This is a genomic window from Flagellimonas lutaonensis (genome assembly GCF_000963865.1).
Taxonomy (GTDB): Bacteria; Bacteroidota; Bacteroidia; order Flavobacteriales; family Flavobacteriaceae; genus Flagellimonas_A; species Flagellimonas_A lutaonensis.
The window spans coordinates 213,400-227,537 of the sequence record NZ_CP011071.1 but is presented as its reverse complement, the minus strand read 5'-3'; the positions used below and the strand labels follow the sequence as shown (position 1 = coordinate 227,537).

14 protein-coding genes and 1 pseudogene are annotated in these 14,138 nt (G+C 40.9%); 12 read left to right on the top strand and 3 right to left on the bottom strand.

The annotated features are described in order from the left end of the window. Nucleotides 1-176 precede the first annotated feature (176 nt). From VC82_RS01060 to VC82_RS01050, 3 genes are all read left to right on the top strand, one after another. On the top strand, nt 177-2,915 hold the full coding sequence (locus VC82_RS01060; protein ID WP_045800743.1) for a T9SS type A sorting domain-containing protein: 2,739 nt from the start codon (nt 177-179) through the stop codon (nt 2,913-2,915). After that, a complete protein-coding gene (locus VC82_RS01055; RefSeq protein ID WP_045800742.1) occupies nt 2,912-3,310 on the top strand; it encodes a hypothetical protein in 399 nt (132 codons plus the stop codon). The genes VC82_RS01060 and VC82_RS01055 overlap by 4 nt, the downstream gene beginning before the upstream one ends. Before the next feature lie 474 nt (nt 3,311-3,784). After that, a complete protein-coding gene (locus tag VC82_RS01050) occupies nt 3,785-4,870 on the top strand; it encodes a site-specific integrase (RefSeq protein ID WP_052698850.1) in 1,086 nt (361 codons plus the stop codon). A 2-nt stretch (nt 4,871-4,872) separates the two neighbouring features. On the opposite strand, the gene istB is transcribed toward VC82_RS01050, so the two are convergent. Beyond that, on the bottom strand, nt 4,873-5,610 hold the full coding sequence (istB, locus tag VC82_RS01045) for an IS21-like element helper ATPase IstB (RefSeq protein ID WP_045800686.1): 738 nt from the start codon (nt 5,608-5,610) through the stop codon (nt 4,873-4,875). A 24-nt stretch (nt 5,611-5,634) separates the two neighbouring features. Further along, nucleotides 5,635-7,179 carry an IS21 family transposase gene (gene istA, locus VC82_RS01040; RefSeq protein WP_045800687.1) on the bottom strand — a complete coding sequence of 515 codons (1,545 nt, stop codon included), beginning with the start codon at nt 7,177-7,179 and terminating at the stop codon, nt 5,635-5,637. Nucleotides 7,180-7,317: 138 nt separating this feature from the next. On the opposite strand from istA, the gene VC82_RS01035 reads away from it, so the two are divergent. The 9 genes from VC82_RS01035 to VC82_RS00995 all read left to right on the top strand — a co-directional run bounded on the left by VC82_RS01035 (nt 7,318) and on the right by VC82_RS00995 (nt 12,917). Further along, nucleotides 7,318-7,941 carry a hypothetical protein gene (locus tag VC82_RS01035; protein ID WP_045800741.1) on the top strand — a complete coding sequence of 208 codons (624 nt, stop codon included), beginning with the start codon at nt 7,318-7,320 and terminating at the stop codon, nt 7,939-7,941. A 149-nt stretch (nt 7,942-8,090) separates the two neighbouring features. After that, nucleotides 8,091-8,708, top strand: coding sequence for a Crp/Fnr family transcriptional regulator (locus VC82_RS01030; protein ID WP_045800740.1), 618 nt, complete (start codon nt 8,091-8,093; stop codon nt 8,706-8,708). Nucleotides 8,709-8,876: 168 nt separating this feature from the next. Then, nucleotides 8,877-9,086 carry a YgaP family membrane protein gene (locus tag VC82_RS01025; protein ID WP_045800739.1) on the top strand — a complete coding sequence of 70 codons (210 nt, stop codon included), beginning with the start codon at nt 8,877-8,879 and terminating at the stop codon, nt 9,084-9,086. 172 nt (nt 9,087-9,258) lie between these two features. Next, the gene (locus tag VC82_RS01020) at nt 9,259-9,972 is read left to right on the top strand and encodes a DUF4382 domain-containing protein (RefSeq protein WP_084598137.1); all 714 of its coding nucleotides are present in this window, start codon (nt 9,259-9,261) and stop codon (nt 9,970-9,972) included. A gap of 120 nt (nt 9,973-10,092) precedes the next feature. Continuing rightward, nucleotides 10,093-10,425, top strand: a complete 333-nt coding sequence (locus tag VC82_RS01015; RefSeq protein WP_045800737.1) for an ArsR/SmtB family transcription factor — start codon at nt 10,093-10,095, stop codon at nt 10,423-10,425. A 48-nt stretch (nt 10,426-10,473) separates the two neighbouring features. Continuing rightward, nucleotides 10,474-10,941, top strand: a complete 468-nt coding sequence (locus VC82_RS01010; RefSeq protein WP_045800736.1) for a DUF6428 family protein — start codon at nt 10,474-10,476, stop codon at nt 10,939-10,941. Nucleotides 10,942-10,957: 16 nt separating this feature from the next. Then, on the top strand, nt 10,958-11,590 hold the full coding sequence (locus VC82_RS01005) for a low molecular weight phosphatase family protein (protein WP_045800735.1): 633 nt from the start codon (nt 10,958-10,960) through the stop codon (nt 11,588-11,590). Nucleotides 11,591-11,593: 3 nt separating this feature from the next. Continuing rightward, a complete protein-coding gene (arsB, locus tag VC82_RS01000; protein WP_045800734.1) occupies nt 11,594-12,640 on the top strand; it encodes an ACR3 family arsenite efflux transporter in 1,047 nt (348 codons plus the stop codon). A 1-nt stretch (nt 12,641) separates the two neighbouring features. Then, complete coding sequence (locus VC82_RS00995; protein ID WP_045800733.1) at nt 12,642-12,917, top strand: metallophosphoesterase family protein; 276 nt, start codon at nt 12,642-12,644, stop codon at nt 12,915-12,917. Here the strand turns inward: VC82_RS00995 and VC82_RS15755 are convergent. Continuing rightward, nucleotides 12,892-13,605: pseudogene (locus VC82_RS15755) on the bottom strand (hypothetical protein); the annotation flags it as partial. The gene VC82_RS00995 and the pseudogene VC82_RS15755 overlap by 26 nt on opposite strands. Nucleotides 13,606-14,138 lie beyond the last annotated feature (533 nt).

The window sequence follows — 14,138 nt, the reverse complement described above, 5'->3', positions numbered from 1 at the left end:
TATTTGCAAATTATTTCGAAATCGCAAACTCATTTGAAATATGGGTAATCCTTAAAATGTAAAGGATTGATAGTTTTTCAATTGAACGAATTTTACAAAAAATTTACGTCTGGTATCTTTATGTGTTGTAAATTTCTGTCAGAAATATATTATAAATACCTATAAATACACTGACTATGAAAAATTATTTACTTACATTTTTAACTCTTATTTTATTCGCTTCTTCTTATTCCCAGGAAGATGGTCTTAAAAAACTTAAAGATGCCTATGACCGATTGGATAGTGTAGAAAAGAAATCGATAAAAACAGAGAAATTCTTGAACAAAGGCTTTTTCTTTAAAAACCGTGTTGCGGAGTTTCTGAAGTTTGAGGAAGAAAAACTGGATAGTTACTTTTCTTTTGTTGAGCCGAGTAGTTGGGAAGTAATCTATCAAGGATTGTCTAAGTCATTTTTGAAAAAGAACTCAGACTTCCCTGAGACAGATGTTCTTCAAATCATGGAATCCTCTAAAGAACAAGAGGGAACTGTTCCAATTGGGATTATTTGTGTTGAAGGAGAATACCTAGAAGACTATGATATAGATGAAAACATAGAAGCTACCAAAAACGGTTTTCTATTAGATAAAAAATATAAGAAATATAAAATTTTTAATGGTGGAATTCTGAAAAATAAGGTTTATTCGGGTACCATTAGATTTGAAGTTTTGAGGGATTTGTTCTACGTTGAAAGTAATGCCAACGTTAAATCGATATCCATAGACTTTTCAGATGGACAAGGTTTTCGAGAAGTTAGCGCAGGAGAAATTATCAATGTTGAATATGATTCTGATGGGGAAAAATCAATAGCTGTAAAATTTGAACTTAACAAAGAAAGGGAATTTATCAATTATAGTAAACTCTACATTGTTACGTTGGAAAAAGAAGAACCATACCTTTCATATGATTTAGCATTACCTAATTCTTCAAAACAGAATTCAAATACTACTTCCAGGGGCAGCAGCTTCTTCCGAGGACAGGCGTTGGTATTTAGGGGATGTGACAGGGTTTTCGATAGGCCAGTAATCTATGTGGAGGGATTTGACCCACTAGGAGATTCAAACGCCTATGATATCCAAGACCGTTTTCAAGTGGCTAACATCGAGGGAACACTTCGAAATAATGGATACGATATGATTTACCTGAATTTCTACAGCGGTGGCGGAGACATTAGAACCAATGCGGACGTTCTTGAGCAATTGATTGAAACGGTCAACGACCAGAAAATAGGCAACAATGATATTATAGTTATTGGTGAAAGCATGGGAGGATTAATTGCTCGATATGCTCTAACTTCTATGGAAAACTCAAGTAGGGTTCATAATGTAAGTCACTTCATAAGCTTTGATGCTCCTCATCTTGGTGCCAACATACCTGTAGGGTATCAAAAACTGATTGAAGATATTGATGATATTAATTTGTTTTCACTGTTAAATATTTCAATATCAGAAGTTGATGACGCTATGACCAGTGTAAACAGTAAGGCTGCTAAGCAACTACTTCTTAGGAGATTAGGCCCTAATCCTCATTCCGATTTCACTAGCCTTCAGAATGAATTTCAGAACCTTGGATTTCCTTCTCAAGGTGGTATAAAAAATCTGAGTATTGTCAATGCTGCTGTAGATGGGTCAGTTAATGAACCTGAACTAACTTATAGCCCAGGAAACAAATTACTGGATGTTGATTTTGTAAATGCTCTTAGTGGATTCATTGTTGTTCGCACTAATGGTTTGAACACGAATACCAAGGTTTCCTCTTTGATTATACTAACTTTAGGTGTTCCAACAACTGTAAGGGAAGACTCGTATAATTTCAATGGGTTTAATTATGATATGGTGGCTGGGGGCACAGAGAGCAATCAAACAGATAACATAGGTCCAGATGTGAATTTTTTACTCGATGTTTTTAACATTGCAAGTTGGTTCGGTGGGCATACAGTCAATGATTTTGGGAATTCTTTATTTAGCTTTGTTCCATTGTTCAGCAGTACGGCATCCACAGCACCACGAACTACACAGTCTCATTTAAACAGAAGTGTGGCACAACTTGAAGCAAATAACTGGACTCCTTTTGATAAAATATATGGAGAGAATGACAATTCTCAGCATATAAATAATTCAGACATAGATGATTCTTGGGCAGACCTCTTCCAAGATGAATTTGGATTTGGTTTAACGAGCTTTTGCAATCAAACAATTGGTTCATCTTCTCCACCTAGACCTCGAATTAATACCGATTATTGGTATACCTGTGAAGTTGGAAGCCGTACATTGTTTATTGTTGACGACGGAAGTGAAATCGCTAATTTGTATACTCATACTTGGACGGTAACGGGCCCAAGAAATTTTAGCCTTCAGGGAAAAACATTAAGAATGGGCCCTGGATTACCCGTCGGAACTTATACCGTGAATCTGCGAAGGTCGTATTCATCAAGTTCAGGATTCTCAGGTTCTTCCAATGCCATGAGCCGAACTTTTACCGTATATGATGAATATCATCCTATTTATGGTTGTAGTGAAGGTGGAGACCCTGGTGGAGGTATTAGAAAGACTGATGACATTGGTAAAGATGAAGAAACCGTCGATGAGGACGAAATAGTGCAAAGTGAATTTGAAAAAGGAATTACTATTTGGCCAAACCCTGTTCAAGGACAGGTGAACGTGAAATATTCGATGCCAGCGGAAGGTAATGTAAATATTTCATTAATTCCTATTACTAATTTTGGTGGTGAGACCGTTACCATAACCAATAGTTATAGACCTTTGGGTGAGTACGAGGAAACTTATTACACTTCTGCATTAAAAGAGGGCATATATGTGTTGGAAATAAAAACCGATTTTGAAATCTTGAAATACAAAATTATAATAGAAAGACCATGATGAAACATTTATTAATTTTTAGTATTTCCATCTTTACCTTTTTGGGATGCGACTCGGACGATAATGATAGCAAATTAACAATTTATGAAGGCGTACTTCTTTATGAGGATGATTTATCCCCAGTTGTTGGAGCAACCCTTAACTTTCAAGGAAGGAAAAGAGTTTCTGGAGTAGGTCAGTTAGATGAGGTTATAATTGAAGAAGAAATAGAGTCAGGAAATGATGGCTCATTTCGTTTTGAATTGGAAACTACCCAGTCTAGTATTGATTATTTTGCAGTAAATTTATTTATGGGAGAGAATCCTACTAGTATTGATTGTGCTCCTAATAGTTGTGTATCCTTGCCCACGCGTACAATTTTAAATGATTTGCGATTTTTGGCTGAGAGGGAATGACAGAATATTTTAAATCAAAGGTTTTCTAATATAATCTTGCGATTTAAATATAATAATGGTTTTTAATGTTGAATTGTGAAATAAATTACACAATTTCTCATTAGTTTAGCGTCAGAAAGACACAATAAGATTACGTTCTTAAGTTACTTCTTGGTTATCGGTGTCCATAAAGGGATTTTATTAAAGATTTCAACGCCTAACTATTTGAAAATAGAATACTTAACTGTATAAATTTAGTTCAGTCATCCCGACGAAGGCTATATCAAATGGCATCAGATAAAAGTTAATTTTTTGAAAATCAATTAGTTAATAAAATTTGATGCCATTCGAATAGCTCTGATTGCAAGCAAAAAGGGACCAATTCGGGACCTGAACACTACTTTCATTTTTAGTATATTTATCAGTAATTACACGACTTCCCAAGTGATTTGACTTTCGTTACTAGGATTAATTCGGGACCTAAAACGAAAGAAAATGAAGACTTCAAGAACATTCAAAGTTCTTTTTCGACAGGTTAAGGCCAAAAGAAAAGATGATCAAGCCCCAATTTATGTGCGAATCACTGTCGATGGAAAACGAACAGAATTCAGTCTGGGCAAATTCCATCCAATAGATGAATGGGACAACAAAATGAGCAGGGCAATTGGCCGAACTTATAGAGCCAGGGCCATAAATGACGAATTGGATAATATATATGCAGATATCACGACCGCTTATAAAGAATTGAGAAAGGAGGGAAAGTTTGTGACGGCCCAAACAGTAAAAGCGAGGTATCTCGGGCTGGACTACCATGACGCGACCCTTTTGGACTTGTTTGCCTATCATGGGGAAAGAATGACAGGGGTTTTGAAACCCGGGACATTAAAAAATTACCGAACCACCAAGAAGTACTTAATGAAGTTCCTACTTGTCAAGATGAAATCATCGGATATATACTTGAGACATCTTAATTATGGATTCCTAGTTGACTTTGAGCAGTACCTGAGAAACAAAAGGAATAATCTTAGTAACCAAATATTGAATAACAATGGAATAATGAAGCATATAGAACGGCTGAAAAAATTAATGAACTTGGCTGTAAAATTAGAATGGCTTGAAAAGAATCCCTTTAATAAATATGATCTAAAATACCATAAGTTTGACAGGCCTTTTTTGTCAATAAAAGAGCTTCGGCTATTGGAAGAAACTGTATTGAAAAGGGACATACACCAAAGAACCAGAGACGTTTTTGTCTTTGGTTGCTATACAGGTCTATCCTATATTGATATGAAGAGATTGACCAAGGACAACATTGTCTTTGGGGCTGATGGAAAAAAATGGCTCTCCTTCTATAGGAAGAAAAGTTTGGAGCCTGTCAAGATACCTTTGCTGAACAGAGCTTTGGAGATTCTAAAAAAGTACGATGCAAACAATGGTTCAAATCTTTTGCTTCCGATATATTCCAATCAAAAGATGAATCAGTACATTAAGGTGGATAAGCCGGGTAAAGTGACCCACCTTCGCCGGATGAAAGTGACCAGTGTAAACGAACTGCTCAGATTTGATCTATCCGTGGGTTAAACTTAGTTTTTATTTTTCAATTTTCTTCTCATTGATTCTCCTTTTATATCTATTCTGTGTGCCGTGTGCACCAAACGGTCCAGGATGGCATCGGCCAGTGTTTTTTCACCTATAATGTCGTGCCATACTTCGACAGGTAGCTGTGATGCTATTATGGTGGATCTTTTGCCGTGCCTGTCCTCGATGATCTCCATCAGGGAGTGGCGGTTTATGTTGTCCAGGGGCTTCAGCCCAAAATCATCCAATATGAGCAAGTCCTGTCTTTCCAATCGGTTTATCTGTTTCAGGTAGGAACCGTCGGCCTTGGAGGTCTTTAGCAGGGTGAATAGTTTGGCGGTGTTGAAGTACATTGTTCTATACCCCATCGAGCAGGCCTGGTGGCCAATGGCGGAGGCCAGATAACTTTTGCCCACGCCCGTACTGCCCGTGACAAGTATGTTCTCCCTTTTTCGGATAAAGCCGCAGGAGCCGAGCCGCTGTACAAGATTTTTGTCCAGTTGGCGCGATGGACGGTAGTCCAAGGCCTCCATAACGGCCGTGTACCTGAACCTTGCGGACTTGGTCAATCGCTCTATCCTGCGGTTGCGGCGGTCGTCCCATTCGCTCTGGATGAGATAGGCGATGAGCTCGTCATTGGTGTAGGTGGTATCGGCACCTCCGGTTTCCATTGTTGTGGCGAAGGCCCTGTGCATTCCAAAGAACCTCATTTGTTTCATCAGTTCCATTGTTTTTTCGTTCATATGTTCTGTTTTTAAGTGTTGTTTTTATTCATAGTATTTTCCGCCCCTTATGTTCTTGTGCTCGGGCATTTCCAGATCCCCGTCGATACCTTCATCAATTTGGTCCCATCCCTTCTTTAAGATGCGCTCGACCATATTGTAATTGTACGCTCCATATTCCGAGGCACGTTTGCAGGCGTTCTCAAGACGTTCCCTTCCATACTTTTTGGCAAGGTGCAATATGCCAAGACAGGATTTATAGGATTGTTCCGGGTGCTGTTTCTTTTCCAATATGGCGATGATGTACCCTTTGCAGTGTTCGCCGATATTGCCTGCCCAACCAATGAACCTCTCACTGCTCCATTCGCTCACAAAGCGGTGGTGCGATGGCATATGGTCGGCCAGGGTGGTATAGCCATATTTCTTTTTGTTCCTTTTATGTACCGCGAACCTTTCGTGTTTATGGTAAATCTCGACGATGCTGTCGGTATAGACCAGCTTGACCTGTTTGCCGATATGGCGATAGGGAACACTGTAATAGTGCTTGTCCTTCCCAAAATAGATATGGCTGTTCTTGTGCACGGTACCTCGGGCATACCTTTTTATCTCATAGCGTTTTTCGGGCAAGGGCATCAGTTCTTGCCTCTCTATCTCAAGGAACAATGAACAACGGGAGTATTCCCTCCCCCTAAATGACATTCCATTGTGCTTCTCTAACAGCTCCCATATCGCTTTGTTGATATCTGTGATGTTATGGAAGGTCCGGTTCCGTAAAGGGGCGAACACCCTAGTGTAGATTATCTTCACGGCGTTCTCCACTATGGCCTTGTCCCTTGGCCTGTAGGTACGTGTGGGCAGTACGGCTGTTTCGTAATGTTCGGCAAAGTCCGCGAATACCTTGTTCAAACTAGGTTCGTAACGACTGCTCTTTGTCACGGCCGATTTGAGGTTATCGGGCACCAAGGCCTTTGGCACGCCGCCATAGAACCATAGGGCGTTCTCGGTACAACGTATAAAATCTTCCAGTTTTTGGCTTGCGCAGGCCTCCACATAGGTATACTGGCTGCTGCCCAGTATGCACACGAACACTTCCAGTTCCTGAAGTTCGCCGGTGTCCCTGTCGACGATATGGAGTTTCTTTCCCGTGAAGTCGATAAAGAGCTTGTCGCCGGCCTTATGCTCCATGTGCATCACGGGCGAGGTCTCCTTGCGCCATTCGGCGTACCAATACTTGAACTGTGAGAGCCTGAACCCATCGGGGTGCTTCGCATAATATTCCTCCCACAGCAATCGTCGCGTAACGCCCGTCTTGCGGAGTTCCTTGTCAAAGTGGGGAAAGTACTGCCTTAGGGTCAGCAGGCGTTGGCTCTTCGGCCTTTGCCCGTCCTTAAAAAGATTGTGGAGTTCCTCCAGGGTCATCTTCTCCACTTCGTACCCCGTGAAACGGTACCGCTTGAAGAATTCGATGTACTTTCTAATGGTAACGCGGGATATGCCCAATTGCTGGCTTATCCGTCGCTTGCTTACACCAGAGGTGTAGAGCTTATAAATCAGTTTTATTTTTCGCATATCTATCTGCTTGTTCGCCATGGTGCTTTTTTAGCAAAAAAAGCACTTCGCCATTTAGAGATAGATCTAATCTAAAGGTGGTACACTTTGGCCCGGCGCGGGGGGGTCAGTTTCGTCCGGCCAGCTATGGTCACTTTAACCCGGCGAGGGTGGTATACTATGTCCGGCGTTTCCACAGTGACTATTGATGATGACTCCAACGATGATTCGAATGATGACAGTTCGGGCAATGACAATGATGATGACTGCAACAGCTGTACTGTGGAACAGCTTACCGAAGTGCTCACGGCATGTGAGGATTGGTTCGTGGACAAGTTGGAGCGGAATGACAACGATCTGGAAGACAATTTCACAGGGTATGATTTCAACTTTACTGCGGACGGCGTGGTGACGGTTACGGCTGGCATGGACAGCTATTCGGGCACATGGGAAGCCTCTGGTAGCGGCAACAACATTCAAGTGGTATTGACCATTTCTGGTTTGTCCGATTTTGAAGATACTTGGACGCTACATGAAATTGAGTTATACAACGGAGAATCAAAAGTTGACATGAGAATCAATGGCGAAGACCGACTGCGATTCAAGAACGGTTGTACCCTTGGTAATTTTGATGGTGGGCAGACCACTGGGGAAATCGATTTCAACATCTTTTTTGCCTCACCTGAAAACTTCAGCGAACTATCAGATGATTGGAACATCGTGTCATACTCGGCTACAAAGATTGAGCTCATCGATGAAAGTAGTGATGGAGAGATTGATCTGTTGACCTTTGAAAAACAATAAGCCCCTTTTATATACAACCCGTAAACCTTTCTGAATGCATTGGTAAACCCCCGCTATGAAAAAGAAAGGTTGGCGAACCGCCCCAAAGTTGACTATGGGGCGGTTTTTTTATCTTTACTGAAGACGAATTTTTCTTCCAAAACTGACCAATGAAACCCGAACACAAAAGTACAGCGATTCACAGCCTGTTGTTCCAGAAATTGTTGGAAGTGGGTACCATCCAAAAAATTGAGAAGGGCGCGGAAATTCTTAGGGAGGGGCAATTTGTCAAGCTCATACCTTTCGTTCGAAAAGGACTCATCAAAGTTTTTACTCGTTATGAGGATAGAGAGCTACTGCTCTATTATATCCAGCCTGAAGAAAGTTGTATCATGTCTTTCTCGGCCGGTTTCAACAATGAACCCAGTCAAGTATACGCTGTGGCTGAAGAAGATACCGAAGTCCTTTTGCTTCCATTGAGGGAATTACGATCCCTGACCAATTCCTATCCTGACATCAATAGATTTTTCTTTCAACAGTACAAAGGCCGTTATGCAGAACTTCTAAATACCATACATCATGTATTGTTCGATAAGATTGATGTAAGGCTTTATCAGCACCTAAAAGAAAAATCCGCGCTAAAAAAGGAAAATCCACTTCGAATGTCGCACCAACAGATTGCGGATGAGTTGGGAACAGTGCGAGAGGTAATCAGTCGCGCAATCAAAAAATTGGAAAGAGAAGCGCTGGTAAAGCAATTGGGCAACTCGATTAAAATACTCAAATAGTGACTTCGGTCACTGCACAAGTAGATCCATCACCTTAATTTAGTGAAACCAATTGAAAACTATGACTAAAAAGGTGACAAAACTTATACTCGTTTGCCTAGTCTGCATTGCCTTGATTACGTTGATAGTATTGATATTGGAGTTTTCGTTTAACTAAAATTCAAAACAATGAAAAAGAATATGGGATCAGCTGACCGAATTATCCGATTTGTGATAGCGGTAATAATTGGGGTGCTGTATTTTACAGGTACCATCAGTGGAACTTTGGGGATAATACTACTTGTATTGGCTGGGGTGTTTTTACTTACTAGCTTTATCAGTTTTTGCCCGCTTTACGCCCCTTTTGGTATTAGTACTTGCACTGTAAAGCAAAAATGACCATTAACTTCATAATTGAATCAAAGAGAGCGAATTAACGCTCTCTTTTTTTTTGTAGCCGTTCTCAGGGAAAAAAATCAGATTTTTTCAGGAGTTTTTGATCTTCAGTTGTTTTATATACGTAAAGCAAAAAAAAATGTTTTAAATCTTACTATTAACCAAATTTATTGTTATGAAACATTCTTTTCTATTCGCTATGTTGATTTCGCTTTTCATCGTAGGCTGTTCCAATGATGATGGCGATGATGGCCGAATCCGTCTTAAGGTGAGTGCCACCAATAGTAACGGCACCAGTGCGAAAACAGCCTCTTTTACGGGAAAGAACAATGAAAATGTGATTTTTACTGATTTTAGAATTTCGATTCGTGACGTGGTATTCAAGAACGACGATGACCCAAACAGTAACCTGGACACTGATGAAATACAGTTTCGAGGGCCTTATCAGATTGACCTTCTGGATGGAGGTGATGCCTTGACCCAGACCATTGGGGATGTTGTCGTGCCCGATGGCATTTACAAAGAGTTGCGGTTCAAGTTCCATAAGGACGAGGATTTGCCTACTACCGACAAACTGTTCGATAAGTCAATTTATATTGAGGGTACAATAGACGGCCAACCTTTTGTATTTTGGCATGACACCAGTGAAAACTTGGATGTTGGTAGAAGCACCGGTGTAGAAGTGGTCGGTGGTATGGTGAACTTCACAGTGGAGTTTGATATGTCACAATTTTTGGGTTCCCTAAAACAAATTGACTTGACCCAGGCCATTGATGGTAATGAAAATGGGATTATCGAAATATTCCCGAATGATGAGGACGGAAATCAAGAGATTGCAAAAGACCTGAAAGACAACATCAAGGAAACCGCAGATTTGATAGATAAGTAGTTGACATACCATAGTTTTATGTATAAAGCACCACATTAAGTGGTGCTTTTTTTATGTCTATTGGAATATCTCCTTTGAAGGAACAAATATTTATCGTAATATTGCAATTAAATAATCAATATGGGGCTTGCCAAGACCGAAATATTCACCGATGCCCAAAACCAGATAGCGATTTTCGCCAAGGCTTTTGGTCATCCTGCAAGAGTGGCCATACTGCAACAGCTTTTCCAGATGGACAGTTGCTATTGTGGTAACCTGGTCGATGAAATCGGATTGGCCCAGCCCACCATATCACAGCACCTAAAAGAATTGAGAAACTTGGGGCTGGTCAAGGGCAATGTTGAGGGAACCAGTGTATGCTATTGCATTGATAAGGAAAACTGGGCCGCTATGAAAGCCGTAATGGGGGATTTTCTGGACCAAGACCTTCCCGAAAACGAGGATTGTTGTTAAAAAAATTTGAACTTATTAATCGTTTTATCGCAATAAAAAAATGTAGAAGTGAAACTATCAGATGTAAAACACCAATTGAAGAACCTTGAAACCATAGCCTTTCAACTGCCCAACGGGGAACTTGTACCCAGTCACTTTCACGTCACCGAGGTGGGCAAGGTCACCAAGCACTTTATCGACTGCGGGGGAACGGTGAGAAATGAGGAAGTGGTCAACTTTCAATTATGGAATGCCAATGACTATGACCATAGGCTTCACCCTGAAAAACTGGTCAATATCATCGAACTTTCGGAAAGGATTCTCGGAATCGGGGATTTGGAAGTGGAGGTGGAATATCAGGGCGAGACCATCCAAAAATTTGGATTGGATTTCGATGGATACCGTTTTCAACTTACCTCAAAGCAGACCGACTGTCTGGCAAAGGATAAGTGCGGTATAGAAGCGCCCAAACCAAAAATCAGGCTGTCCCAAGTGGGTGGCGAGCCTTGTTGCGCTGCCGATGGAAACTGTTGCTAATTTAACCCGATCAAATATGCCATTAACACAAAACGGCCCCTATGCAAAAATAATTGGGGTCATCGAAGAACTGAAAAAAACGGATATTCCAGCAAATCGAAAGGCCATCTTGCAGCCCTTGATTGATTACATTCAAGCAAAGGTGTCGGAAGGGAATGCCATACGCATCAACTTTATCTGCACCCATAATTCACGTAGAAGCCATTTGTCCCAAATATGGGCGCAGACCATGGCTTCCTATTTTAACATCAGCGGAGTAGCTTGCTATTCAGGAGGGACCGAGGCAACGGCCTTGTTTCCCATGGTCGTGGAAACTTTGAAAAAACAGGGTTTCCACATTCAAAAGTTGTCCGACAGTGACAATCCCATTTATGCCATCAAGTATGCTGAAAATGAACATCCCATCATTGGGTTCTCCAAAAAATTGGACGATGCGTTCAATCCAACCTCTACGTTCGCGGCGGTCATGACCTGCGATTCGGCCAATGAGGCCTGTCCGTTCGTGCCAGGGGCTGAAAAGCGGATACCTATTGCGTTTGAAGACCCCAAGGCATTTGACGGTACGCCCCAACAGGCGGAAAAGTATGAGGAAAGAAGCCTGCAAATAGCAACGGAACTACATTATGTATTCTCTCAAATCACATTTTAGAACATGGCAACAAAAAAATTAAGTTTTTTGGACAGGAATCTGACCCTTTGGATCTTTATTGCAATGGCCATAGGTGTCGGATTGGGTTATTTTTTTCCTTCGATTCCGGGAATCATAAACTCGTTCAGCACGGGGTCTACCAATGTGCCCATAGCCATTGGCTTGATCGTAATGATGTACCCGCCTTTGGCCAAGGTCGATTACGCCCTATTGCCCAAGGTTTTCAAGAACGTAAAGATCCTATCCATTTCATTGTTGCTCAATTGGATTATAGGCCCCATCTTGATGTTCGTACTGGCCATCACTTTTTTGCGGGATTACCCGGAGTATATGGTCGGATTGATTTTGATCGGATTGGCCCGTTGTATCGCCATGGTGCTGGTGTGGAACGATTTGGCAGAGGGAAGTTCTGAATACGGTGCGGGATTAGTGGCCCTTAACAGTATTTTTCAGGTGTTTGCCTACAGCTTTTATGCTTGGCTTTTCATCACAAAATTGCCCCCTCTTTTTGGCTTTGAGGGTGCCATCGTCGATATTTCCATTGCCACCATTGCGGAAAGTGTCGCCATTTATTTGGGAATACCCTTTTTGCTCGGATTTTTGAGCAGGCTTATCTTGGTCAAAATGAAGGGAGAAGAATGGTACACCCGAAAACTTATCCCAACAGTATCACCGCTGACGTTGATAGCACTACTGTTTACCATTGTGGTCATGTTCTCGTTAAAGGGGGAATTGATCGTTGAAATCCCCATGGATGTATTGATTATCGCAGTACCGTTACTGGTGTATTTTACCTTGATGTTCATCATAGGATTCTTTTTCACCAAGGCCATGGGTGGGGATTATGACAAGACCGCGTCCGTGGCCTTTACGGCGGCAGGGAATAATTTTGAACTGGCCATAGCCGTCGCGATTGCTGTTTTTGGCCTGAATTCAGGACAGGCCTTTGCAGGTGTCATAGGGCCATTGGTGGAAGTTCCCGCCCTGATACTCCTGGTTCGCGTGGCTTTTTGGCTCCGTAAAAAATACTACAGACCTCAGACCACTTGATATGAAAATTGCACTTTTCTCGGATGTTCACGCCAATCTTCCCGCATTGGAAGCCTTTTTCGATGATTTGGAAAAACACCGGCCCGATGCTACCTATTGCCTGGGCGATTTGGTGGGTTACAACATTTGGCCCAATGAGGTCATCAATGAAATAAGGAAACGCCAAATTCCGACCATAGCGGGAAACTATGATTTTGGAATCGGTAGGAGAAGCGATGACTGCGGCTGTGCCTATAAAAGCGATGAGGAAAAAGCGAACCTGCACCAAATGTTATAATTCGTTTTAGGTGTTTAAAAAGTTCCTTTAAAAATACCTTAAAGGTAACCTTCTGATTTTGTTTGACACGGTCTTTGGCAGCATCCATAATTACCATTCCGATGAGTGGAAATATAAAAAAGACCATACCGAAAATAGGAGTGACGTGATGTGAGGTAACCGTTAAGGCAATTAACGAGAATGATGAGATTAAAAATCTGACTTTTCCTAGCTTTATCCAATTGTAGATTTCGGGCATGGCATGCATAAGAACCGATATGCCCATTAGACTGGGCAATTGTCCAAATAGGTGTAAAGTCTCTAGAAACATTGAAGAAAAAACACCCAAAAGTGCTGTATAGCCCGCAATTTTTTTGCTGCCGGTGATAACATATGCAAATCGGTAGGTTCCAGTGATGAATAGGCTTATTATTATTAAGGACATACTGAAAAGACCAAATTTCAAGCCCCCGATATAGGAAAGCAATGCCATGCTCTGATGAACAAGTGGGGGATAGCCGTGAACCGTAAATCCAGTATACCATCTATAATCCCACGGTTCAAACCAGTCTTTTGAGTAATGTTCAGCAAAGAATAGGTGCACCAAAGCATCATAGGTAGATTCCAATGTGAAAAAGATGCTAGTGCCATGAAAAATTAGCCCAAAAACAAGAGCTAGAGCCAATATCGAATGGGTCTGTTTTTTCATAGTTACCTGTAAGAAAATAACTAAATAAAGTGAGGAATATTGTAATGAAATTGTATGTCCAATGACCGACCTGATTATTGGATTCATATAGCAAACAACGCAATATTCGATAAACTAAAAATAATCACTTGTCAGAGGCAATAAAACTAGTTCAGGTATTCAATCTGTTATCGTGGAATTACTTATAGATATGCTGATTCGGCCGGAAGAAAAACCTATGAAAGTACAGATCTAGGGTTAGATAAAGATGCCCATAGACTTAAATGGAATAAATATGAAAATAGATGTAAATTATGTTAGACACATGAAAATGGGCAAATTTGTGGATGGTAAAAAAAATGGATTTCTTGGTGTTTACAAATAATCCTTTACTTTTTCTGTAAGGCTTCCATCCAATAAGTGAGATTATCAATTTATTGCTGATGAAAGATTAGATATTATTGTTGGTTCTTTTGTTTATAACTAGCTGTGCCAAGTGTAAGTTTTGGCACAAAAAAGCTACTTTTGTAAGAGCAAAAACTACTGAGAATCTA